This is a genomic window from Cellulomonas sp. P2_B4, assembly GCF_056404795.1.
Map to the genome: position 1 here is coordinate 25,237 of NZ_JBFUDI010000003.1, position 21,379 is coordinate 46,615.

20 protein-coding genes are annotated in these 21,379 nt (G+C 72.4%); 4 read left to right on the forward strand and 16 right to left on the reverse strand.

Annotated features, from left to right (window positions below; all coding sequences use genetic code 11):
• Positions 1 to 10: 10 nt before the first annotated feature.
• The 6 genes from AC1DZC_RS05035 to AC1DZC_RS05060 all read right to left on the reverse strand — a co-directional run bounded on the left by AC1DZC_RS05035 (position 11) and on the right by AC1DZC_RS05060 (position 5,909).
• Positions 11 to 934: a type II secretion system F family protein gene (locus AC1DZC_RS05035; protein WP_477040348.1), complete on the reverse strand. Its 924-nt coding sequence runs from the start codon at positions 932 to 934 to the stop codon at positions 11 to 13.
• Complete coding sequence (locus AC1DZC_RS05040; protein ID WP_477042474.1) at positions 931 to 1,782, reverse strand: type II secretion system F family protein; 852 nt, start codon at positions 1,780 to 1,782, stop codon at positions 931 to 933. The genes AC1DZC_RS05035 and AC1DZC_RS05040 overlap by 4 nt, the downstream gene beginning before the upstream one ends.
• A 5-nt stretch (positions 1,783 to 1,787) precedes the next feature.
• Positions 1,788 to 3,098, reverse strand: coding sequence for a CpaF family protein (locus AC1DZC_RS05045; protein ID WP_477040350.1), 1,311 nt, complete (start codon positions 3,096 to 3,098; stop codon positions 1,788 to 1,790).
• Between the two features lie 33 nt (positions 3,099 to 3,131).
• The gene (locus AC1DZC_RS05050; RefSeq protein ID WP_477040351.1) at positions 3,132 to 3,908 is read right to left on the reverse strand and encodes a CpaE/TadZ family protein; all 777 of its coding nucleotides are present in this window, start codon (positions 3,906 to 3,908) and stop codon (positions 3,132 to 3,134) included.
• A gap of 1 nt (position 3,909) precedes the next feature.
• A complete protein-coding gene (locus AC1DZC_RS05055) occupies positions 3,910 to 4,641 on the reverse strand; it encodes an SAF domain-containing protein (protein ID WP_477042475.1) in 732 nt (243 codons plus the stop codon).
• A gap of 197 nt (positions 4,642 to 4,838) precedes the next feature.
• Positions 4,839 to 5,909 carry an Rv2578c family radical SAM protein gene (locus tag AC1DZC_RS05060; RefSeq protein ID WP_477040353.1) on the reverse strand — a complete coding sequence of 357 codons (1,071 nt, stop codon included), beginning with the start codon at positions 5,907 to 5,909 and terminating at the stop codon, positions 4,839 to 4,841.
• Positions 5,910 to 5,989: 80 nt separating this feature from the next.
• Between AC1DZC_RS05060 and AC1DZC_RS05065 the strand changes: the two genes are divergently transcribed.
• Positions 5,990 to 6,511: a TspO/MBR family protein gene (locus AC1DZC_RS05065; protein ID WP_477040354.1), complete on the forward strand. Its 522-nt coding sequence runs from the start codon at positions 5,990 to 5,992 to the stop codon at positions 6,509 to 6,511.
• Here the strand turns inward: AC1DZC_RS05065 and hisS are convergent.
• Both hisS and AC1DZC_RS05075 read right to left on the reverse strand, forming a co-directional pair.
• Positions 6,504 to 7,856: a histidine--tRNA ligase gene (hisS, locus tag AC1DZC_RS05070; protein WP_477040355.1), complete on the reverse strand. Its 1,353-nt coding sequence runs from the start codon at positions 7,854 to 7,856 to the stop codon at positions 6,504 to 6,506. The genes AC1DZC_RS05065 and hisS overlap by 8 nt on opposite strands.
• Positions 7,857 to 7,879: 23 nt before the next feature.
• Positions 7,880 to 8,596 carry an MBL fold metallo-hydrolase gene (locus tag AC1DZC_RS05075; protein ID WP_477040356.1) on the reverse strand — a complete coding sequence of 239 codons (717 nt, stop codon included), beginning with the start codon at positions 8,594 to 8,596 and terminating at the stop codon, positions 7,880 to 7,882.
• A gap of 147 nt (positions 8,597 to 8,743) precedes the next feature.
• Between AC1DZC_RS05075 and AC1DZC_RS05080 the strand changes: the two genes are divergently transcribed.
• The 3 genes from AC1DZC_RS05080 (at position 8,744) to AC1DZC_RS05090 (ending at position 12,231) form a co-directional block, all read left to right on the forward strand.
• Entirely contained in the window at positions 8,744 to 9,505 is a 762-nt protein-coding gene (locus tag AC1DZC_RS05080; protein ID WP_477040357.1) for a peptidylprolyl isomerase, read from the forward strand.
• A complete protein-coding gene (locus AC1DZC_RS05085) occupies positions 9,502 to 11,511 on the forward strand; it encodes a DUF349 domain-containing protein (protein ID WP_477042476.1) in 2,010 nt (669 codons plus the stop codon). Before AC1DZC_RS05080 ends, AC1DZC_RS05085 begins: the two co-directional genes overlap by 4 nt.
• 132 nt (positions 11,512 to 11,643) lie before the next feature.
• Complete coding sequence (locus AC1DZC_RS05090; protein WP_477040359.1) at positions 11,644 to 12,231, forward strand: hypothetical protein; 588 nt, start codon at positions 11,644 to 11,646, stop codon at positions 12,229 to 12,231.
• Here AC1DZC_RS05090 and AC1DZC_RS05095 read toward each other — a convergent pair.
• The 8 genes from AC1DZC_RS05095 to ruvC form a co-directional block, all read right to left on the reverse strand.
• On the reverse strand, positions 12,218 to 14,542 hold the full coding sequence (locus AC1DZC_RS05095) for a RelA/SpoT family protein (RefSeq protein WP_477040360.1): 2,325 nt from the start codon (positions 14,540 to 14,542) through the stop codon (positions 12,218 to 12,220). The two genes, AC1DZC_RS05090 and AC1DZC_RS05095, sit on opposite strands and share 14 nt — an antisense overlap.
• 69 nt (positions 14,543 to 14,611) lie before the next feature.
• Positions 14,612 to 15,130, reverse strand: coding sequence for an adenine phosphoribosyltransferase (locus AC1DZC_RS05100; protein WP_477040361.1), 519 nt, complete (start codon positions 15,128 to 15,130; stop codon positions 14,612 to 14,614).
• An 83-nt stretch (positions 15,131 to 15,213) separates the two neighbouring features.
• Positions 15,214 to 16,320, reverse strand: a complete 1,107-nt coding sequence (secF, locus tag AC1DZC_RS05105) for a protein translocase subunit SecF (protein ID WP_477042477.1) — start codon at positions 16,318 to 16,320, stop codon at positions 15,214 to 15,216.
• A complete protein-coding gene (gene secD, locus AC1DZC_RS05110) occupies positions 16,320 to 18,197 on the reverse strand; it encodes a protein translocase subunit SecD (protein ID WP_477042478.1) in 1,878 nt (625 codons plus the stop codon). The genes secF and secD overlap by 1 nt, the downstream gene beginning before the upstream one ends.
• 86 nt (positions 18,198 to 18,283) lie before the next feature.
• Positions 18,284 to 18,703 carry a preprotein translocase subunit YajC gene (gene yajC, locus AC1DZC_RS05115; RefSeq protein ID WP_477042479.1) on the reverse strand — a complete coding sequence of 140 codons (420 nt, stop codon included), beginning with the start codon at positions 18,701 to 18,703 and terminating at the stop codon, positions 18,284 to 18,286.
• A 169-nt stretch (positions 18,704 to 18,872) separates the two neighbouring features.
• A complete protein-coding gene (gene ruvB / locus AC1DZC_RS05120; RefSeq protein WP_477042480.1) occupies positions 18,873 to 19,931 on the reverse strand; it encodes a Holliday junction branch migration DNA helicase RuvB in 1,059 nt (352 codons plus the stop codon).
• Positions 19,924 to 20,538 carry a Holliday junction branch migration protein RuvA gene (gene ruvA, locus AC1DZC_RS05125; protein WP_477040366.1) on the reverse strand — a complete coding sequence of 205 codons (615 nt, stop codon included), beginning with the start codon at positions 20,536 to 20,538 and terminating at the stop codon, positions 19,924 to 19,926. Before ruvA ends, ruvB begins: the two co-directional genes overlap by 8 nt.
• Before the next feature lie 124 nt (positions 20,539 to 20,662).
• Positions 20,663 to 21,229, reverse strand: coding sequence for a crossover junction endodeoxyribonuclease RuvC (ruvC, locus tag AC1DZC_RS05130; RefSeq protein WP_477040367.1), 567 nt, complete (start codon positions 21,227 to 21,229; stop codon positions 20,663 to 20,665).
• Positions 21,230 to 21,379 lie beyond the last annotated feature (150 nt).

Consider the following 21,379-nt stretch of genomic DNA (forward strand, 5'->3'; position numbering starts at 1 on the left):
AGCGTGCAGGTCAGAGCCCTCCGAGCACACCGACCAGCGCCGGGTACATGAGGAAGATGAGGAACCCGACGCACAGCAGCAGCTGCGCGACGAGCATGGACTGCGAGCTCTCGCCGGCCCGGCCCTCGGAGTCGGCGAGCTCGCGGCGGCGCATCGAGTCGGCCCGCGCCGCGAGCGACTCGCGAACGCGGGCGCCGTCCTCCGCGACAAGGGCCAGCGAGGCCGCCAGGTCGCGCAGCTCGTCGATGCGGAGCTCCTCCCCCAGAGCGCCCAGCGCCGACCACGGCGTCTGACCGCGCAGACGCGCGGCACCGAGCGCGTCGCGGATGCGCACCATCGCCCAGCCGTCGCTGAGCTCGGAGGCGCTCTGCAGCGCCTCCGGCACCCCGCGGCCGCCTGCGAGGCTCATGGCGACCAGGTCGAGGAACGACCCGACGACGTGCCGGAAGTCGCGCCGGGCGTTGCGCGCCTGACCCGTCACGGCGAGCGTCGGCACGGACGCCGCCAGCAGGGCGATCAGCAGGCTCACGATCAGGGGCAGAGCCAGCGAGATCGGCGCGCCGACGGCGAAGAGCACCGTCCCCAGCACGATCGGCACGAACAGGCCGACGACCCCCGAGACGATCGTCACGGCGAGGTGGACGTCGAGCGGCCGACCCAGGACGGCGAGGTCCGACCGCAGCTGGCCGAGCTGCACGCCGGAGCGGGCGAGCGACGTCGCGGTCCGCCGCCCCAGGTCGTGCATCCACCGCGAACCCGACGCGGCGCGCGGGTCGATGGCGAGGATGCCCGCGCGCTGCCGCTGCTCCGAGCGCTCGAGGTCGATCCGGGCCAACGTGGCGCCGGGCCGGTTGGTGGCCGGCGGCGCGAACGCGAGGACCATCAGCAGCACGCCGAGGCCCACGATCGCGCCGGCCAGCATCGCGCCGATCATCGGTCCTCCGTCACGACGAGGAACCGCGCGGGCGTGTCGATGCCCGACAGCCTCTTCATCCACAGGAACCCGCCGGCGAAGCACGCGACGACGACGAGCAGGACCACCTGGCCGAGCGGCGAGCCGTACGGCTCGACGAAGTTCGGGCTGAGGAACGTGATCGCCGCGATCACGAAGATCGAGAAGATGATCACGATCTGCGACGACCGTCGGGTCGCCGCGCGGGCGGCCGTCACGCGCTGCCGCATCTCCAGCTCGGCGCGGGCGGAGTCCGCGAGCGACGAGAGCACCTGCCGCAGGCCGGGCCCTCGCAGCTTGGCGTTCAGGACCAGGGCGGCCACGATGAGGTCCGCGCTCGGGTCGTCCAGGTCGTCGGCGAGCCGGCGCAGCGCGACGGGCAACGGCGTGCGCACCCGGAGGCGGTCCACGAGCAGCTGGAGCTGCGGCCGGATCGAGGGCGCCGCGGCGTAGGCGGTCGCGGGGATCGCCTGCTCGAGCCCGACGGCCCCGGCGATCGTGTCGCGCAGCGACTCCGTCCACGTGGCCAGGCCCTCGAGCCGGGCCATCGCCTGGCGCTCCGCCTTCGCGCCGCCGAGCAGCGCGGGCGCGGCGACGACGAGCGCGGCCGAGGCGAGCGCGGCGACGGGCCAGCGCGTGAGGACGAGCACCAGCAGACCCACGCCGATCGCGACCAGCGTGCGCCGGCCCATCCGCTGCACGAGGCCCGGCCCGGACGCGACGACCTTCGGCGCGCGCTCCCGCGGACGCAGCGCGACGACGAGCAGGACCACCCCGGCGCCGACGACGGCGCCGAGCAGGATGATCAGGAGCGTGGACGGTGCGGGCATGCCGGTCATCTCCTCCCGACGTCGGCGAAGCCGGGGACGTAGCCCACGGCGACGAGCTCGTCGAGGCACGCGATCGGCGCCGCGGCCCGGGCGACCCCGTCCACCCCGGGCGCGAACACCTCGCTCGACAGCACGCGGCCGTCGACGCCGTTGATCTCACGGATGCTCGCCACGTAGCGACGGAGGCGCCCGCCCTGCTGGTAGTCGTTGTGCTTCTGCACGAACACGACGAAGTCGATGGCCCCGGCGATGAGCATCATCGTGGCCTCGATCGGCAGCCGCTCGGCGGACTGGATCGCGTAGGTCGAGATGCGGTTGAACACCTCGATGGAGCTGTTCGCGTGGATCGTCGACAGCGAGCCGTCGTTGCCCTGGCTCATCGCGTTGAGCATGGTGACGATCTCGTCGCCCAGGACCTCGCCGACGATGACACGGCTCGGGTTCATGCGCAGGCTGCGGCGCACGAGCTCGGCCATCGCGATCCGACCGTGGCCCTCGGAGTTGGGCAGCCGCTCCTCGAACGCGACGACGTTCGGGTGCAGGTCGGGGAACTCCCCCAGGCCCAGCTCGAGCGCGCGCTCGACCGTGATGAGGCGCTCCCCGGGCGGGATCTCGTTCGCGAGCGCGCGCAGGAGTGTCGTCTTCCCCGCGTTCGTCGCGCCCGCGATCATGACGTTCTTGCGCGCCCGCACCGCGGCCGACAGGAAGCCGGCGACGTCGGTCGAGACGGATCCGAACCGCACCAGGTCGTCGAGGTGCACGCGAGAGAGCCGCGCGCGCCGGATCGAGATCGAGGGCCGCGCGCAGACGTCCATGACGGCCGAGAGCCGGCTCCCGTCCGGCAGGCGCAGGTCGAGCTGCGGGTTCGCGGAGTCGAACGAGCGGCTCGACAGGCCCGAGTACGCGCCGAGCACCTGCACGAGCTCGACCAGCTCGTCGTCCGAGTCGGCGATCGGCTGACCGCGCTCCTCACGCCCGTCCGCGTACTGCACGAACACGTTGTCATAGCCGTTGATGTCGATGTTCTCGATCTGCAGGTCGTCGAGCAGCGGCTGCAGACGACCGACGCCGTAGAGCGCGGCGTGGATGCCCGCCGCGATCTCCTCCTCCTCGGCAGGGGTCGGAGGGGTGCGGGCCGACGAGATCTCCGAACGGGCGTGCGCGTCGAGCACGCGTCCGATGACGGCGCGGGCGAACTGTCGCTCGTCCTCGGCCGACATGGGCGGCAGACCCGTCGCGGCGTCCTCCCGCCGCTGGCGCGCCAGGACGTCGGCGACCTCTTCGCGCAACCTGCGCACGAGTGCCTGGTCAAGCATGGTGGTTCACCCCCTGGTGTCCGTCGGCGTCGGTCACGCCGTTCCTGTCCGCACGGTGGCCCGCATGGACGCGAGCCCGCGGATCGGCTCCACGAGCTGGCGGGCCGACCGGACCAGCAGCGAGCGGTCGATCGCCCGGTCGAGGCGGCCGCCCAGCACGGCGGCGGCGCGCTCGTCGTGGGCCACGACGCCCAGCACCGGGTTGGTCAGGCCGCTGTGCGCCAGCAGGCTCTCGAGCTCGGGAGCCGCTCGGCGGTCCTTGGCGTCCGCGACGATCAGCACGCCGACGGGAGGACCTCCGCCGTTCGACGCGAGCCAGTCGGTCCAGGCGAGCCGCTCGCGCAGGTGCGCGTACGCCTCGACCTGCGGACGGACGACGAACAGGAGCACGTCCGCGGCCGTGACCAGCGGTGTCACCGGGCTGCCGACGGCGAGCCGGCCCACGTCGGCGACCACGGCACCGGGCTGGCGGACGAGGATCTCGCCGATCGTCGTCCAGACCGGTCCCATGCCGGCGACCTGCTCCGGACGGTTGACGCCGCACAGCACGTCCAGCCCGCCGTCGGTCAGCTGCAGGTGCGGTCCGACCGGAGCCTGATCGGTGCCGCGGCGCGCCGCGACCGCCAGCGACAGCAGTCCGCGTTCCGGGTCCAGCGGCTCGTGCGCGGGCGACCGGGACAGCAGCGCCGTGTCCCCGCCGGCGGGATCGGCATCGACGAGGATGGAGTCGCTGGGCCAGATCGACGCGAGCACGCGCGCGGTCGTCGTGACGCCCGGAGCACCCTTGGCGGAGGCCAGTGCGATGAGCACGTCAGCTGTCCTGGTCCAGCGGGACGCCGCGGGACAGCAGGACGACGGCGAGGTCGCCCGCCGCCGCGACCGCCGCGACGTCAGGTGCGTCGCTGCCCGACACGTTGAACGTCACGAACGTGGTGCTCGACGACATGCCACCGGAGTCGCTCGTCCGCGTCGAGCTGACGCGCGCCTGGTCCACGATCACCGAGCCGGCGCCGCCCGTCGCCGCGTCGCCGACCGCGACCAGCTGCACGAGGTCGCCCGCGAACAGGCCGTTGGCGGGCATGCGGCCCGCACCGATGGCGGCTCCCACGGCGACGTCGCCCTCCGGGATCCACGGCGTCTCGCTGATCATCGACGCGTCCAGGAGCTGCTTCTTCGTGAGCGCGACCCGGGTGTACTGGCCGACGACGGCGTCCTTGGAGGCGGCCGGGACGAGGATCGTGCCCTCGGACGCGACCGGCGTGCTGGTGAGGTCCTCCGCCGTCAGCTGCTTGCCGGCCGGCACGTCGCGAGCCACGACGAGCACGTCCACCCGGTTGTCGGCCCGCAGCGCGAGCAGCCCGGCGAGCGCGGCGCCACCGACGATCAGGAGCACGGCCAGGGCGGCCAGCGCGGGCCGCCGCTCGCGCGGCGGGGGCGGCAGGCGGTCGCCGCGCTGTGCGGCGGGAGCCAGGCCGCGCTCCTCGCGGGCGCGTCGGCGGTCGTTGACGGTGTCGCGCGAAGGCGCGCCGGTGGAGCTGCTCATCTGGTCGTGTCACACCTCGCGTCGATCCGTCCGACGGTCGCCGGGACGTGTGAACTATAAGGCGACACTTCGGACATCGCCGGTCGTCACCGACCGGCGGATGCTCTGTCACCCATCTGGACGAGGGGCTCCACGCCCCGCTCGGGAGCCGTCTCCGACGCCGTGCGAGAGGCGCGTACCGCCGCTGACCAGCGAGTTCAGAACAGGACCGGCTGGGCTGAGCCGACCGTGGGCTCGAGCACGGGCATCTCGCCGGACGACATGCTCCCGGAGGGGTAGGAACCCTCCCGTGCACCGCCCGTCCGGCCCGCCCGGTGACCGGCCGGGTCGGCGAAACCGTGCCGGACCAGCAGCGGCCGGACGCGCGCGTCGAGCCAGCGCGCGTACTCGTGGGGCACGTACGCCCCCCGCCCGTACAGCGCCTCGTACCGGCGCACCAGCCCCGGCGCGTGCTCGGCCAGCCAGGCGAGGAACAGCGGCTTGACCGCGCCCCGCAGGTGGAGGGGAAGGACGGTGACCCCCGTCGCACCCGCATCGGCAAGCTTGGCCAGCAGGTCGTCGAGGTGCGCGCGGTCGTCCGTCAGCCAGGGCATCACGGGCGCGACCATGACCCCGCACGGCAGCCCCGCCTCGCGCACGGCCCGGACCAGCTCGAGGCGCGCCCTGGGCGTCGGCGTCCCGGGTTCCACCGCCTGCTGGAGCGCCTCGTCCCCGACCGCGAGCGAGATCCCGATGCCGACCGGGACGTGGGTCGACGCCTCGGCGAGCTGCGCGAGGTCGCGTCGCAGCAGCGTGCCCTTGGTAAGGATGGACAGGGGCGTCCCCGAACGCACGAGCGCCTCGATGATCCCGGGCATGAAGCGGTACCGGCCCTCGACGCGTTGGTACGGGTCGGTGTTGGTGCCTAGTGCGACCGGCTCGCGCCGCCACGACGGCCTGCCCAGCTCGGCCTTGAGCACGTCCACCACGTTCGTCTTGACGACGATCTGCGTCTCGAAGTCGCGACCGGCGTCCAGATCGAGGTACTCGTGGGTCGGGCGGGCGAAGCAGTAGGTGCAGGCGTGCAGGCACCCACGCGTCGGGTTGACCGTCCAGCGGAACGGCATGCGCGACGCCTCAGGCACCTTGTTGAGGGCGCTCTTGCAGGTGACCTCGTGGAACGTGACCCCGGCGAACTCCGGCGTCCGGACGCTGCGCACGAGCCCGGAGAGCGCGAGACCCGGCAGCGCGGCGTCGTCGGCCGCCAGCTTCTGCCCGTCCCATCGCATGCGTCCAGTCGAACACGTGTTCTAACGGGTGTCAACCGTCTGCGGTTGCCGGCGCGCCCCGTCTCCCGGAACCTCGTCGGATGGAGACGACGCAGCTCGCGGAGCGCAGTGCGACCGAGCACCCCCAGCGCGGGGTCGGGAGCGTGCTCGTCCTGGTCCTGCTCGTCGCGGTGAACGTCGCGGTCGGGGCCCTGGGCGGCCTGTCCACCGCGGACGCCGTCGACGGCTGGTACGCCGACGCCGACAAGGTGGCGTGGACCCCGCCGAACGGCGTGTTCGCACCCGCCTGGAGCGTCCTGTACGTGCTCATGGCGGTCGCGGCCTGGTTGGTGTGGCGTCGCGGCGGCTGGGCGCCTGCGCGCAACGCCCTGACGCTCTACATCCTCCAGCTGGCCCTCAACGCGGCGTGGACCCCGGTGTTCTTCAGCGGCCGGCTCGTCTGGGTCGCGCTGGCGATCATCGTCGCGCTCGACGCGGTGCTGATCGCCACGGCCGTGGCGTTCTGGCGGCACTCGAAGGTCGCGTCGTGGCTGCTCGGGCCCTACATCACCTGGGTGCTGTTCGCCACGACGCTCAACCTGGGCATCGCGGTGCTCAACTGACGGGCACGACCCGGGGCCACAGATCGTCGTCGGCGGGCGTCCAGACGGAGGCGTCGGCGTCGACCTGGTCGCCCGAGCGGATGTCCTTGACCTGGTCCGGTCCGCCGTCGGCACCGAGGAACCACACGAACGGGATCCCCCGGCGGTCGGCGTGGCGGATCTGCTTGCCGAACTTGGCCGCGCTCGGTGCCACCTCCACCGGGATGCCCCGCGACCGCAGCAGGGCCGCGACCTCGTCGGAACGCTCCCGTGCCTCCTCGGTGCCGACCGCGACCAAGACGGCGCTCGGCACGGACCGCGTCGCCCGCACGAGCCCGGCGCCGAGCAGCCGGGACACCAGGCGCGAGACACCGATCGACAGGCCGACGCCCGGGTAGGTGGTGGCGCCGTCGGAGGCGAGCGTGTCGTAGCGACCGCCCGAGCAGATCGAGCCGAGCTGCTCGTGGCCGACGAGGACCGTCTCGTAGACCGAGCCCGTGTAGTAGTCGAGCCCGCGCGCGATCTTGAGGTCCGCGACGACGACGCCGGGGGCCCGCACGGACGCCGCGCGGATCAGTGCGCCGAGCTCCGCGAGCCCCTCGTCGAGAAGGTCGTTGCTCACGCCGTGCGCGGTGGCGAGGTCGCGGACCGCGTCGATCACGCCCTCGTCGCTCCCGTGGATGGCGGCCAGCGCCAGGCACGCCCGGGCCTGCGCCTCGTCGGCACCCGCCTCGGCGACGAGCAGGGCCGCCACCTTGTCGGCGCCGATCTTGTCCAGCTTGTCGATGCTGCGCAGGACCGCCTCGACGTCGTCCAGCCCGAGGCCGCGGTAGAAGCCCTCGGCGACCTTGCGGTTGTTCACCAGGATCCGCACCGGCGGGACGCCGATCTCCTGGAGCGCGCCCAGCGCCGCCGCCATCACGAGCGGCAGCTCGACCTCGTAGTGGTACGGCAGCTCGCCGGCGCCGACGACGTCGATGTCAGCCTGCACGAACTCGCGGAAGCGGCCGTCCTGGGGGCGCTCGCCCCGCCAGACCTTCTGGATCTGGTAGCGGCGGAACGGGAAGGCGAGGTGACCGGCGTTCTCCAGCACGTAGCGCGCGAAGGGCACCGTCAGGTCGAAGTGCAGGCCCAGTCCGGCGGTCCGGTCGAGCTCCTCCTCCTGCAGCCGGCTCAGGACGTAGACCTCCTTGGAGGTCTCCCCCTTGCGCAGCAGCTGGTCGAGCGGCTCGACGGCTCGCGTCTCGATCCCCGCGAACCCGTGGAGCTCGAAGGTGCGGCGCAGGACGTCGAGGACGTGCTGCTCGACGAGGCGCCCGTCGGGCAGCCACTCGGGGAATCCGGACAACGGGGTGGGGCGGGCCATGGGGCCTGATCTTTCCAGACGGTTCAGGGCTGCAAGAACGGGTTGTGCGCGAGCTCGGACGCGATCGTGCTGGTCGGACCGTGCCCGGGGACCACGACCGTCTCAGGTGCGAGCAGCGCGACCACCTCGCGAAGGGTCTGCTGCATGGTCTCGTGGTCGCCGCCCGGCAGGTCCGTGCGGCCGATCGTGCCCGCGAACAGGACGTCGCCGGTGAACGCGAGCCGGTCCTCCTCCATCTCGACCAGGTAGAGCGTGGACCCCTCGGTGTGGCCGGGTGCGTGCCGCGCGACGATCCGCAGACCGCCGAGCTCGAGCGTCACGTCCGGGCTGCGCGGGTCGGCCGCGGCGCCGAACGTCTCGATGCGGGCCGGTGCCCGGTAGGTGGTCGGATCGAGCCCCGCCGCGGCCAGCGCCTGCGCCAGCGGGCCGCTCGGGTCGTGGACCGCGTGGCCGAGGACGCCCAGCGTCCCGAACGGGTCGGCGAGCCGGTAGGCGTCGGCCGCGTGCAGCACGACGGGCACGTCGAAAGCCTCCGAGAGGCGGGCCGCGTGCCAGGTGTGGTCGACGTGGCCGTGCGTCGCCAGGACGGCCGTCGGACGCAGGCCGCGCGTCGCGACGAGGTCCACGACGTCGTCGGCGACCCCCGCCCCGGCGTCGATGACGACGCACGAACCGTCGTCGTGGACAAGGACGCTGCAGCGCGCGCCGAACACCGGGGCGACGACCGTGATGACCTGCATGCGACGCACCGTAACGCGACCGACGTCCCGGCGTGTGGCTCAGATGGCGGAGGGCGCCCCCGCCTTGCCTAGACTGTCCCGGGTTGCTTCGTGCAGTGCGGCAGGTGAGGTGCCTGTCGTCGACGCACAACGATGCGAGGAGTAGGCGTGACCATCAAGCGCGAGCGCGAGTACGAGCGTCGCCGGTACGAGAAGTGGCAGGAGCGTCAGGCCAAGGCACGGGCCCGCAAGACGCGCCAGCGCTGGATCGTCGGGAGCATCGTCGCCGCCATCGTCCTGGTGATCTCGGCAGCCGGTCTCATCGTCCTGAACAACGACGACGGCACGCCCAGCGCGTCGCCGACCTCCCCCGCCTCGTCCGAGACGCCCGCCCCCAGCGACAACGCCGCGCAGGTGCCCGACCCGTCGCTCGCGCAGGCCCGCACGTGGACCGGACAGCTCTCGCTGACGCAGGGCGACATCGGGATCGAGCTGGACGGCGCCGCCGCGCCGCAGGCCGTCGCGAACTTCGTGACGCTCGCCGGCCAGGGCTTCTTCGACAAGACCAAGTGCCACCGCCTCACCACCGACGGCATCTACGTGCTCCAGTGCGGCGACCCCGAGGGCACCGGCATGGGCGGCCCGGGCTACTCCTGGGGCCCGATCGAGAACGCGCCCGCCGACGACATCTACCCGGCCGGCACCATCGCCATGGCCCGCCAGGGCGGCGACGGCTCCTCCATGGGCAGCCAGTTCTTCCTGGTGTACGAGGACTCAAAGATTCCCGCGGACTCCGCGGGCGGCTACACCGTGTTCGGCCACGTCACGTCCGGCCTGGACGTGCTCAAGGCCATCGCCGACGCAGGCACCGTCGAGGGGTCCGAGGCCCCGGTGTCCGACGTCATCATCGAGGGAGTGAACATCCAGTGACGCAGACCCCGACGCCCGGTCCCGTGCCCGACGACGCGGAGGTTCCCTCCGGGGGCGAAGCCGTCGACGCGCCGACCGAGGCGGCCGTCGTGTCCGACGCTCCTGACGCTCCCGAGGCCCTCGACGAGGGGGCCGTGGCCGAGGAGGTCGTCGTCGAGGACATCGTCGACGCGGTCGCCGACGAAGCCGACGATGCGGTCGCCGACGATGCTGTGGTCGTCGTCGACGAGACCGTGACCGACGCGGTCGCCGTCGTCGACGGTGACGTGGTCGAGGACGTCGTCGTGGTCGACGAGGTCGCGGTGGTCGAGGACGGCGACGTCGTCGAGACCGCCGAGGTGGTCGAGGAGACCCTGGTCGTCGACGGAGAGGTCGTGGCCGACGAGGTCACGATCACCGACGAGGTCGTCGTGGCCGACGAGGTCACCGTGGTCGACGGGGCCGTGGTCGAGGACGTCGTGGTCGTCGACGAGGTCACCGTGATCGAGGACGGCGAGGTCGTCGAGGACACGGTCGTGGTCGAGGAGACCGTCCTGGTCGACGGAGAGGTCGTCGCCGACGACATCACGTCCGTCGACTCCGTCGCGGTCGTCGTCGAGGAGTCCGCTGCCCCTGCCCCCCGGCCGACGCCCGCGCCGCGGCCCAGCCCGCGTCCGCGGCCGGTCCCCCACCCGCCGGCCCACCCGGCACCCTCCGCGTCGACGGCGGCAGCTCCCGCCCCGGTCGCGCCCCCGCAGGACGCCGCCGAGGCCGCGATCGCGGCGACGTTCGGCAGCGTCGACGACGAAGGCACCGTGTCGGTCCGCGAGGCCGCCGGTGAGCGCGTCGTCGGGCAGTTCCCGGGTGCGACGAAGGACGACGCCCTCGCGCTCTACGTGCGGCGGTTCCTGGACCTGCAGGCCAAGGTGGCGCTCTTCGAGGCCCGCCTCGGTGCCGCCGACCTGTCGGTCAAGGAGATCGACCAGACGCTGGCCAAGCTGACCGAGGAGCTCGCCGAGCCGGCGGCCGTGGGCGACCTGGACGGGCTCCGCGCTCGCCTCGAGGCCCTGCGCGCCACCGCCGCCGAGCGTCGCGCGGTCGCCGAGGCGGAGCGCGCCGCGGCCCGCGAGGCCGCGGTCGTCGCGCGCACCCAGATCGTCGAGCAGGCGGAGAAGATCGCCGGCACCGACCCGTCGCGGATCCAGTGGCGCCCCGCGGGCGAGCAGCTGCGCACGCTGCTCGACCAGTGGAAGGAAGCACAGCGCTCCGGCCCGCGCCTCGACCGCCCGACCGAGGAAGCCCTCTGGAAGCGGTTCAGCCACGCGCGGACGACGTTCGACCGCGAGCGTCGGCACTTCTTCGCCGAGCTCGAGACCCGCAACGCGTCGGCCAAGCAGGTCAAGGAGTCGCTGGTCGCCGAGGCCGAGCGCCTGCAGTCGAGCACCGACTGGGGGGCGACCGCGGGCGTGTTCCGGGACCTCATGGTCCAGTGGAAGGCCGCGGGCCGTGCCAGCCGCGCCGACGACGACGCCCTGTGGGCCCGGTTCCGTGCCGCGCAGGACGCGTTCTTCGCCGCGCGCGACGCCCAGTCGGCCGCGACCGACGAGGAGTTCCGCGCGAACCTCGAGGTCAAGGAGGCGCTGCTGGCCGAGGCCGAGGCGCTCCTGCCGGTCACCAACCTGGCGGCGGCCAAGCAGACGCTGAACCGGATCCAGGACCGCTGGGAGGCTGCCGGCAAGGTGCCGCGCGGCGACGTCCAGCGGATCGAGGCCCGTCTGCGTGCCGTCGAGGCGGCCGTGCGCGACACCGACCAGGCACAGTGGCGTCGCACCAACCCCGAGACGCGTGCGCGTGCCGAGGGAGCCGCGGCTCAGCTCGAGCAGGCGATCGCCGGCCTCGAGGCCGACCTCGCGAAGGCGAAGGCCGCCGGTGACGCGCGCAAGATCGCCGACGCGCAGGCCGCCCTCGACGCACGGCGGGCGTGGTTGGAGCAGGTCCAGCGCGCGGCTCAGGACGCGCGCGGCTGACGCTCCGCTCGCCATCGACGCAGGGACCGGGCCCGAGTGGCCCGGTCCCTGCGTCGTTCGTGGTTGCTTCCCACCCGTCCACAGGCAGCCCGTCCGGCCCCGTCAGGAGCGTCGAGCCGGGATGCTCGTCGGATGGACGTGCTTGCCCCGTACCGCTCGCGCCCCCTGGTGCTTCCGGAGACCTTCCGCCGGTCCGACGTCGGCGCGGCGGCCTGGTGGAGGCTGCTCGACGACGGCGTCATCCGCCCGCTGTGGGGTGAGGTGGCGATCGCGGCGGACCTCGACGAGACGCCCGAGCGCCGCTCGGTCGCGATCGCGGAGCTCGTGCCGGCCCGAGGGGTCGTCGGTCGCCAGACGGCGGTCTGGCTGCACACGGGCCGGTTCGCCCCGCGCAGGGTCGACGTGCTGGTGGCGTCGCGCGCGCGGCGGGCAGAGCCCGACCCGTTGCGGACGACGGCGGAGGCGACGTTCGAGGCGGGCGACGTGGTCCAGGTCGGAGCCGTCCGGGCGACCACCGTGCAGCGCACCGGGCTGGACATCTGCCGGCACCTACCGCCCGGTCAGGCCCTGCGGCTGCTCGAGCCGCTGCTCGCGGCGGGGTTCGACCCGGCACACGGACTGACGCAGCTCGGACGCCTGGCCGGGCACCGAGGGATCTTGGGTGCGAGAGACGTCCTGCGTCGCGTCGAGGAGCCGCGCGCTGCGGTCAGGCGCGGGTGACCGGGCCGTCGGCGGACTTGGCGCCGGTGACGCGGTAGACGTCGAAGACACCCTCGACCTTGCGCACCGCGGCCAGCACGGACGCCAGGTGCGACGGCTCAGCCATCTCGAACACGAAGCGCGAGAGGGCGACTCGGTCCCGGGAGGTCGACACGGACGCCGAGAGGATGTTCACGTGCGAGTCGGAGAGCACGCGGGTGACGTCGGAGAGGAGCCTGCTGCGGTCGAGCGCCTCGACCTGGATCTGCACGAGGAAGAGCGAGGAGCTCGTCTGGCTCCACTGGACGTCGACCATGCGCTCGGGCTCGGCCCGGAGGCTGGCGACGTTGATGCAGTCGGAGCGGTGCACGCTGACGCCGGCGCCACGGGTCACGAAGCCGACGATGTCGTCCCCGGGCACCGGCGTACAACACTTGGCCAGCTTGACCCAGATGTCGTCGACGCCCTTGACGATGACGCCGGGGTCGCCGGTGCGGACCCGGCGCTGCGTCGAACCGGGCCGGGCGACCTCGGCGAGGTCCTCCTCGTTGGCGGTCTCCCCGCCCATCGACTGCACGAGGCGCTGGACGACGGTCGCGGCCGAGACCTGGCCCTCGCCGATCGCCGCGTAGAGCGACGAGACGTCGGCGTAGCGCATCTCGTTGGCGACGGCGACGAGCGACTCGTGCGAGAGCAGGCGCTGGATCGGCAGGTTCTGCTTGCGCATCGCCTTGGCGATGGCGTCCTTGCCGTGCTCGATGGCCTCTTCGCGGCGCTCCTTGGAGAACCACTGGCGGATCTTGTTGCGGGCGCGCGGGCTCTTGACGAACCCGAGCCAGTCGCGCGACGGGCCGGCGGTCTCCGACTTCGACGTGAAGACGTCGACGACGTCCCCGTTCTCGAGCGACGAGTCGAGCGGGACCAGCCGGCCGTTGACACGGGCGCCCATCGTGCGGTGGCCGACCTCGGTGTGCACCGCGTAGGCGAAGTCCACGGGCGTCGACCCGGACGGGAGCCCGATGACGTCGCCCTTGGGCGTGAACACGTAGACCTCGGACCCGGCGATCTCGAACCGGAGCGAGTCGAGGAACTCGCTGGGGTCGGCGGTCTCCTTCTGCCAGTCCACCAGCTGCCGCAGCCACTGCATGTCGTTGCCGGAGGCGTCGGGGACGGCGCCCTTGGCGCTCTCCTTGTACTTCCAGTGCGCGGCGACGCCGTACTCGGCCCGACGGTGCATGTCGTGCGTGCGGATCTGGATCTCGACCGGCTTGCCCTCGGGCCCGATCACCGTGGTGTGCAGCGACTGGTAGAGGTTGAACTTCGGCATCGCGATGTAGTCCTTGAACCGGCCGGGGACCGGGTTCCATCGCGCATGCAGCGCACCGAGGGCGGCGTAGCAGTCGCGCACCGTGTCGACGAGGACGCGGACGCCGACGAGGTCGTAGATGTCGGCGAAGTCGCGGCCGCGCACGATCATCTTCTGGTAGATCGAGTAGTAGTGCTTCGGCCGGCCGGTGACCGTCGCCTTGATCTTGGCCTTGCCCAGGTCGGCGCCGACCTGCTCGCGGACGGTCGCCAGGTACTCCTCGCGGGCCGGCGCACGCTCGGCGACCAGGTGCACGATCTCGTCGTAGACCTTGGGGTAGAGCGTCGCGAACGAGAGGTCCTCGAGCTCCCACTTGATCGTGTTCATGCCGAGCCGGTGAGCCAGCGGCGCGTAGATCTCGAGCGTCTCGCGGGCCTTCTTCTCGGCCGAGGCGGCCGCGACGAACTTCCAGGTGCGGGCGTTGTGCAGGCGGTCGGCGAGCTTGATGACCAGGACGCGGATGTCGCGGGACATCGCCACGACCATCTTGCGGACGGTCTCGGCCTGCGCCGCGTCGCCGTACGTCACCTTGTCGAGCTTGGTCACACCGTCGACGAGCATCGCGATCTCGGGCCCGAACTCGCGGCGCAGCTGGTCCAGCGAGTAGTCGGTGTCCTCGACCGTGTCGTGCATGAGCGCCGCAGCCAGGGTGGACGGGGTCATGCCGAGCTCGGCCAGGATCGTCGCGACGGCGACGGGGTGCGTGATGTAGGGGTCGCCGCTCTTGCGCAGCTGGCCGCGGTGCGCCTTCTCGGCGACGACGTACGCCTGCTCGACGACCGCGAGGTCGGCCTTCGGGTGGTTGGTGCGCGCGGCCTGGAGCACGGGCTCGAGGGCAGGGAACGTCGCACCGTTGCGCGCGCCGAACCGCCCGAGCCTGGAGCGCATCCGACCCGAGGGCGAGCCGGGCTGGGCGTCGGACACACCATCGACGCCGGTCGCGGGCGTGCGGACGTCTTCTGTCATCGCACCCCCTCCCTCGGTCGAGGCGTCAGTCTACGACCGCGGGAGCACAGGAAACGCACCACGCGCTCCTCAGGGGACGGTGACCAGCACGTCGATCGGCCGGCCGCCGAGCAGGTCACGCCCGTTCAGCGCCTCGAGCTCCACGAGGAACGAGAGCCCGACGACGACCGCACCGCACCGCTCGAGGAGCTCGACGGTTGCGGCCGCGGTGCCCCCGGTGGCGAGGACGTCGTCGATGACGAGGACGCGCGCGCCGGCCGGGATGGTGTCCGGGTGGACCTCGATCGTGGCGGTCCCGTACTCGAGCGCGTACGACTGGGACGCGGTCGGTCCGGGCAGCTTGCCGGCCTTGCGGACGGGCAGCACGCCCGCGCCCAGGGCGAGCGCGACCGGCGAGGCGAACAGGAACCCGCGTGCCTCCATCCCCGCGACGAGGTCGACGGGTCCCTCGACGGCGGACGCGATCGCATCGACGACCGCCGCGAAGGCGTCGGCGTCGGCGAGCAGCGGCGTGATGTCGCGGAACAGGATCCCGGGCTCGGGGTAGTCCGGCACGAGCCGGACGAGCTCGTCGACGCGGCGCAGCACGGCCGCGCGGTCGCGCCGGCCGGCACGCCCGACAGGGGCGTCCGAGGACGCCCCTGTCGGGTTCGAAGCGGTGTCGGGCTGGGTCACTTCTTGGTCGGGCGGCGCTTCGGCTGGGCCGCCACGCCCTGGTGCGAACCGGCCTTGAGCGCGCCTGCCGGCACGTAGGTGGGGCCGGAGAGCGCGAGCTCGCCGTCCTCCGTGGTCCCGCCGGCCGCCGCGGCGCGCGCCGCGAGGATCTTGGCGGTGTGCGCCTTGATCGCGAGCTCCCGCTGCCGCAGCACGACCTCGAACGGGGTCGCCAGGAAGATCGACGAGAACGTGCCGATGAGCATGCCGACGAACAGGGCGAGCGCGATGTCACGCAGCGTGCCCGCGCCGAGGACGACAGCCCCGACGAAGAGGATCGCGGCGACGGGCAGGAGGGCGACGACCGAGGTGTTGATCGACCGGACCAGCGTCTGGTTGACGGCCAGGTTGGCCTTCTCGGCGTAGGTCCAGCGCGACTGCTCGAGCGTGTCCGCCGTGTTCTCGCGCACCTTGTCGAACACGACGACCGTGTCGTAGATCGAGTACCCGAGGATCGTCAGGAAGCCGATCACCGTCGCCGGCGTGACCTCCCAGCCGACCGCCGCGTAGACCCCGACCGTGATGATCAGGTCGTGGAACAGCGCGATCAGCGCGGCGAGGGCCATGCGCCAGTTCCTGAAGTACACGGTCATGACGACGGTGACCAGGAGCAGGAACACGAGGATGCCGATGATGGCCTTCTGCGAGATGTCCTTGCCCCAGGACGGCCCGATGAAGGAGCTCGTGACGCTCTCGACCGGCACGTTGTAAGCCTCGGCCAGCGCGGCCTTGACCTCCTCGACCTGCGCGTTGTCGAGCGTCGAGGTCTGAATCCGCATGCTGTCGGCGCCGACGGTGGTGACGCGCGGCTCCTCGTCGGGCGCGACCGACAGCACCGTGTCGATGGCGAGCTGCTGGTCCTTGTCGGACACACCCGCGACGACGAACTCCGAGCCGCCGCGGAAGTCGATGCCGGGGTTGAGGCCCGGCTTGATCAGGAAGATCGCCGACAGGATGACCAGGATCGTGGAGATCGTGAACCAGATCTTGCGGCGGCCGACGATGTTGTACGAGCGACGACCGGTGTAGAGGTCGTTGCCCCACTGGGCGAATCCGGCGGCCATCAGTGCTCGTTCCCCTCGGTGCGCCCGGACTCGGGCTCGGACTCCTGCGGCGGGCTGTCCACGGGGGCGTCGGTCGGCTCGGCCGCTGCCTTCTTCGCGGCCGCACGACGCTCGGCGATGGTCAGGCCCGACTCGTTCGGCGCACCGACGGTGACCGGCACGCGGGACCCGGAGTCCGCGGTGCTGGGCTTCTCGGGCGCGTCCTGGACGTCAGAGTCCGACGACGTCACGGTGACGACCCGGCCACGACCGGCGTAGCGGGTGGTCGGGACACCGAGCCGCCTCGGGTCCAGGCCCGACAGGACGTGGCCCTGGCCGAAGAACTTGGTCTTCGACAGGAGCTCCATGACCGGGTGGGTGAACATGAAGACGACGAGGATGTCGATGAGCGTCGTCAGACCGAGAGTGAACGCGAAGCCCTTCACGCCGCCGACGGCGAGGACGTAGAGCACGCTCGCCGCGAGGAGGTTGACGGCGTCGGACGCCAGGATCGTGCGGCGCGCACGCTCCCAGCCACGCTCGACGGAGGCGACGAGGGTGCGACCCTCGCGGAGCTCGTCGCGGATGCGTTCGAAGTAGACGATGAACGAGTCGGCGGTGATGCCGATGGCCACGATCAGACCGGCGACACCAGGCAGCGAGAGCCGGTAGCCGTACAGCCACGAGAGCAGCGTGATCACCGCGTACGTGACCGTCGCCGAGACCACGAGCGAGAACACCGTGACCAGGCCCAGCGCGCGGTACTGGAACATCGAGTAGACGACGACCAGGATCAGGCCGATGAGGCCGGCGATGAGGCCCATCCGCAGCTGCTCGGACCCGAGCGTCGCCGAGATCTGCGCCTCGCTCTGGACCTCGAACGTCAGTGGCAGCGAACCGAAGTTCAGCTGGTTGGCCAGGCTCGCGGCCGACTCACGCGTGAATGATCCGGAGATCACCGCGCGGCCGTCCGAGATGACGACGCCGGGCGCGAGGCTCGGCGCCGAGATCACGAGGCCGTCGAGCACCATCGCGAACTGGTTCAGCGGCGACGTCTGGGCCTGCAGGCGCGTGGTCACGTCGGTGAACTGGTCGGTGCCCTTGGAGTCGAACGTGATGTTGACGACCCACTCGTTGCCGGTGCCGCCGCTCGGGAGCTGCTCCAGGCCGGAGTTGGCGCCGCTGATCCGGGCGCCCTCGATCTCGACCGGGCCGAGGATGTACTTGGCGGTGCCGTCCTGGTCGCAGGTGACGACGGCCTTGTCGGGGTCACCCGGGACGCCGCCCTTGCGGTTGGCGGGGTCGGTGCAGTCCAGCGCGTCGTAGTCGGCCTGGACCTTCGGGGTGACGTAGTACGCGGCGTCGCTCGGGCTGTCCGGGGCGGCCTTCGTCGGCTCGTCGGACGGCTCCGCGTCCTCGGGCGTCGGCGTGGGGTCCGGCGCGGCTGCCTCGACACCGTTGGCCGGGATCGTCGACGAGGGGGTCGGCGCGGTCGTCGTCGGCGTCGGTGCGCCCTGGACGAGGACCGGGCGGAACTCCATCTGCGCGGACGTCCGGACGAGCTGGAGCGTCTCCTCGCTCGGGTGGCCCGGGAGGGAGACGACGATGTTGTTGCCCTGGCTCGTGATCTCGGCCTCGGCGACACCCGAGGAGTCGACGCGCTGGCGGATCACCCCGATCGCCTGGTCGATCGTCCCCTTGGGGAGGTCCTCACCGTCGGTCGCGACCGGGGTCAGGATGATCTGCGTGCCGCCCTCGAGGTCGAGGGCGAGGTTCGGCGTCCACGAGGCATCGGACCACTTGACGCCGGCGGCGATGGTCGCGAAGAGCGCGGCGATGATGATGCCGAGCGTGACCAGCGTGCGGACGGGCCTGCGGCGGCGGGTAGGAGGAGCCAACGGAGTTCTTCTCTCGTGCGCGCACCCGCGGCGGGAGCAGCGGGTGGGGTCAAGGTCCGGGCATCGTCGCCCGGACCGAAGGCGTCTTACTGCTTGTCTGCGTCCCCGTCCTTGCGAGCAGGGGGAAGCGAGGACAGGTCGTCGGGCACGTCGATCACCGTGTCGTCGGCGTCGTCGAGCTGGTCGACGTCGGACACCGTGTCGTCGGAGTCCTCGTCCTCGTCGGACTCGTCCTCGTCCTCGACCTCGTCGACGGGCGGCTCGATCTTCTTGGAGATCGCGGCGCGGATCCAGCGGCTCCGGCTGCCCGGGGCGGACTCGAGCGTGATGACGTCGTCCTCGACATCCACGACCGTGCCCAGCAGGCCCGAGTGCGTCATGACCTCGTCGCCGGGCACCAGGTTGTTGCGGAACTCCATGGCGGAGCGCTGCTGCTTCCTCGTCCGGCTCGACATGAACAGCAGGCCGGCCACGGCGAGGATGATGATGAAGAAGAGGGGGTCCACAGCTACGAGCTCCGATCAGGGTGACGTGTCCGCCCGCAGTCTAGGCGCAGCGGCTCGCCGCTCCAACGCACGACCACGGACAGAGGTTCCGACTTTCGCCGGATTCCCGGGCTGGAACGGGCTAGAACGGGCTTGAACGGCCCGTACGCGACGCCCGGGCCGACTGAACCTAGCCGAAGAGCGTCCCCGCCGTGTGCGGGACGTCGAGGCCGAGATGCGTCCAGGCCGCGGGGAGCGCGACGCGGCCGCGGGGCGTCCGGCCGACCAGCCCCTCGCGCACGAGGAACGGTTCGGCGACCGTCTCGACCGTCTCGGGCTCCTCGCCGACCGCCACCGCGAGCGTGGTGAGCCCGACCGGTCCCCCGCCGAACCGCGTGCACAGCGCCGTGAGCACCGCGCGATCCAGGCGGTCCAGGCCGAGCTCGTCGACCTCGTAGACCTCGAGCGCCGACCTGGCGGCCGACAGGCTGAGCGTCCCGTCGCCGCGGATCTCCGCCCAGTCGCGGACCCGGCGCAGCAGCCGGTTCGAGATGCGAGGTGTCCCCCGCGACCGGGACGCGATCTCGGCGGCCGCCTCGTGCTCCAGCGGGACCCCGAGCAGCCCCGCCGACCTCAGGAGCACTCGCTCCAGCTCGTCGGTGGCGTAGAAGTCGAGGTGGCCGGTGAAGCCGAACCGGTCGCGCAGCGGTGCCGGCAGCAGGCCGGCCCGGGTCGTCGCACCGACGACCGTGAACGGCGGCAGCGCCAACGGGATCGCGCTCGCACCCGCGCCCTTGCCGACGATCACGTCGACGCGGAAGTCCTCCATCGCCACGTAGAGGAGCTCCTCGGCGGGACGCGCCAGGCGGTGGATCTCGTCGATGAAGAGGACCTCGCCCTCCTCCAGCGACGACAGGACCGCGGCGAGGTCGCCGGCGTGCTGGATGGCCGGCCCGCTCGTGACGCGCAGCGACGTGGCCAGCTCGGCGGCGATGATCATGGCGAGCGTGGTCTTGCCGAGCCCGGGCGGCCCGGACAGCAGGACGTGGTCGGGTGCCCGTCCCCGCGCCTTGGCGGCCTGGAGGACCAGGGACAGCTGGTCGCGCACCACGCGCTGGCCGACGAACTCGTCCAGGTTCCGCGGCCGCAGCGCCGCCTCGGCGGCACGCTCGATGTCGTCGGCCGCGGGGCGGACCAGCGACTCGGCCCCGAACCGCTCGGTGACCATCTCCTCGTCGTCGTCAGGCATGCCCACCGCCCAGCGTCCGCAGCGCGGCGCGCAGGACACCGGCGACCTCGTCCTCGCCGATGGGCCCCTCCGAGCCCTCGAGCACGGTCGAGACGGCGTCTCCTGCGGCGCGGGCGGTCCAGCCGAGCCCGACGAGCGCCTCCACGACCATGTCGCGACGGTCGCCCGGGACGGCCCGTGCCGGGGCCGCCGACGCCACGGGAGCCGGCACCCCGATCCGGTCCTTGAGCTCGAGCACGATCCGCTGGGCGCCCTTCAGGCCGATCCCGGGCACGCGCTGCAGCGCCTTGAAGTCCTCGTCGAGCACCGCGCGGCGAAGGCCGTCGGGCGTGTGCACCGCGAGCATGGCCAGGGCGAGCCGCGGCCCGACGCCGCTGACGGTCTGCACGATCTCGAAGACCTCGCGCTCGTCCGTGTCGGCGAACCCGAACAGCGTGAGCGCGTCCTCGCGCACGAGCAGCGAGGTGGCGAGCTGCGCCGACGAGCCGACCCGCAGGCCGGCGAGCGTGGCGGGCGTCGCGTGCACCAGGAGACCCACGCCGCCGACCTCGACGACGGCCGCGTCAAGCCGTACCGCCTGCACCGTGCCGTGGACCGAGGCGATCACCGGGCACCTCCCTCACGAACGACGTTGCGCATGCGCACATGCTGGCACACGCAGACGAACAGGTGTACGAGTGACACGCGACGCGCGCACGCGTCGGCCCACGGGTGGTCGGGCGACGGCACCCTCAGCCGCGTCGTCGCGCCGCCTGCTCCGCGGACGCCCACGCGCGCTGCGCCGCGGTCATGGAACCGGGAGCACGCTGCGGCGTCCCGAGGGCGCCGGCGGGCCTCCAGATGTGGCAGACGGCCAGTGCGAGCGCGTCGGCGGCGTCGGCGGGACGCGGGAGCTCCTCCAGGTGCAGGAGGCGCTGGACCATCGTCTGCACCTGCGCCTTGTCCGCGCGGCCGTTGCCGGTGACGGCGGCCTTGACCTCGCTCGGCGTGTGCAGCGCGACCGGGATCCGACGACGCGCCGCGGCGACCATCGCGATGCCCGCGACCTGCGCGGTCCCCATCACCGTGCGCAGGTTCTGCTGGGCGAACACGCGCTCCACGGCGACCGCGTCCGGGGCGTGCTCCTCGAGCCACTCCTCGATCTGCTTCTCGATGTGCAGCAGCCTCTGGTCCACGTCCCACAGGGCGTCCGACGTCGCGACACCCACCGCGACCATGGCGAGGCGCCGCCCCGGCAGACCGTCGACCACGCCGAGGCCGCACCGGGTCAGGCCAGGGTCGACTCCGAGGACGCGCACGCCGTCATGGTCGCAGCCGACCCGACCGGTTCCCGGGAGGCAGCGCCGACGCGAGAGGGACCCGGCCGACCGAGCGGCGGGGTCCCTCTCCAGGCGATGGCGCGGGACTCAGTCGTTCGGACTGAGCCTGCGCTCCGCTGCGGGCGGGTG

Coding starts and splice junctions, on each gene's coding strand:
- AC1DZC_RS05035 (WP_477040348.1), bottom strand. CDS start 934: ATGATCGGCGCGATGCTGGCCGGCGCGATCGTGGGCCTCGGCGTGCTG.
- AC1DZC_RS05040 (WP_477042474.1), bottom strand. CDS start 1,782: ATGCCCGCACCGTCCACGCTCCTGATCATCCTGCTCGGCGCCGTCGTC.
- AC1DZC_RS05045 (WP_477040350.1), bottom strand. CDS start 3,098: ATGCTTGACCAGGCACTCGTGCGCAGGTTGCGCGAAGAGGTCGCCGAC.
- AC1DZC_RS05055 (WP_477042475.1), bottom strand. CDS start 4,641: ATGAGCAGCTCCACCGGCGCGCCTTCGCGCGACACCGTCAACGACCGC.
- AC1DZC_RS05060 (WP_477040353.1), bottom strand. CDS start 5,909: ATGCGATGGGACGGGCAGAAGCTGGCGGCCGACGACGCCGCGCTGCCG.
- AC1DZC_RS05065 (WP_477040354.1), top strand. CDS start 5,990: ATGGAGACGACGCAGCTCGCGGAGCGCAGTGCGACCGAGCACCCCCAG.
- hisS (WP_477040355.1), bottom strand. CDS start 7,856: ATGGCCCGCCCCACCCCGTTGTCCGGATTCCCCGAGTGGCTGCCCGAC.
- AC1DZC_RS05075 (WP_477040356.1), bottom strand. CDS start 8,596: ATGCAGGTCATCACGGTCGTCGCCCCGGTGTTCGGCGCGCGCTGCAGC.
- AC1DZC_RS05090 (WP_477040359.1), top strand. CDS start 11,644: ATGGACGTGCTTGCCCCGTACCGCTCGCGCCCCCTGGTGCTTCCGGAG.
- AC1DZC_RS05095 (WP_477040360.1), bottom strand. CDS start 14,542: ATGACAGAAGACGTCCGCACGCCCGCGACCGGCGTCGATGGTGTGTCC.
- secF (WP_477042477.1), bottom strand. CDS start 16,320: ATGGCCGCCGGATTCGCCCAGTGGGGCAACGACCTCTACACCGGTCGT.
- ruvB (WP_477042480.1), bottom strand. CDS start 19,931: ATGCCTGACGACGACGAGGAGATGGTCACCGAGCGGTTCGGGGCCGAG.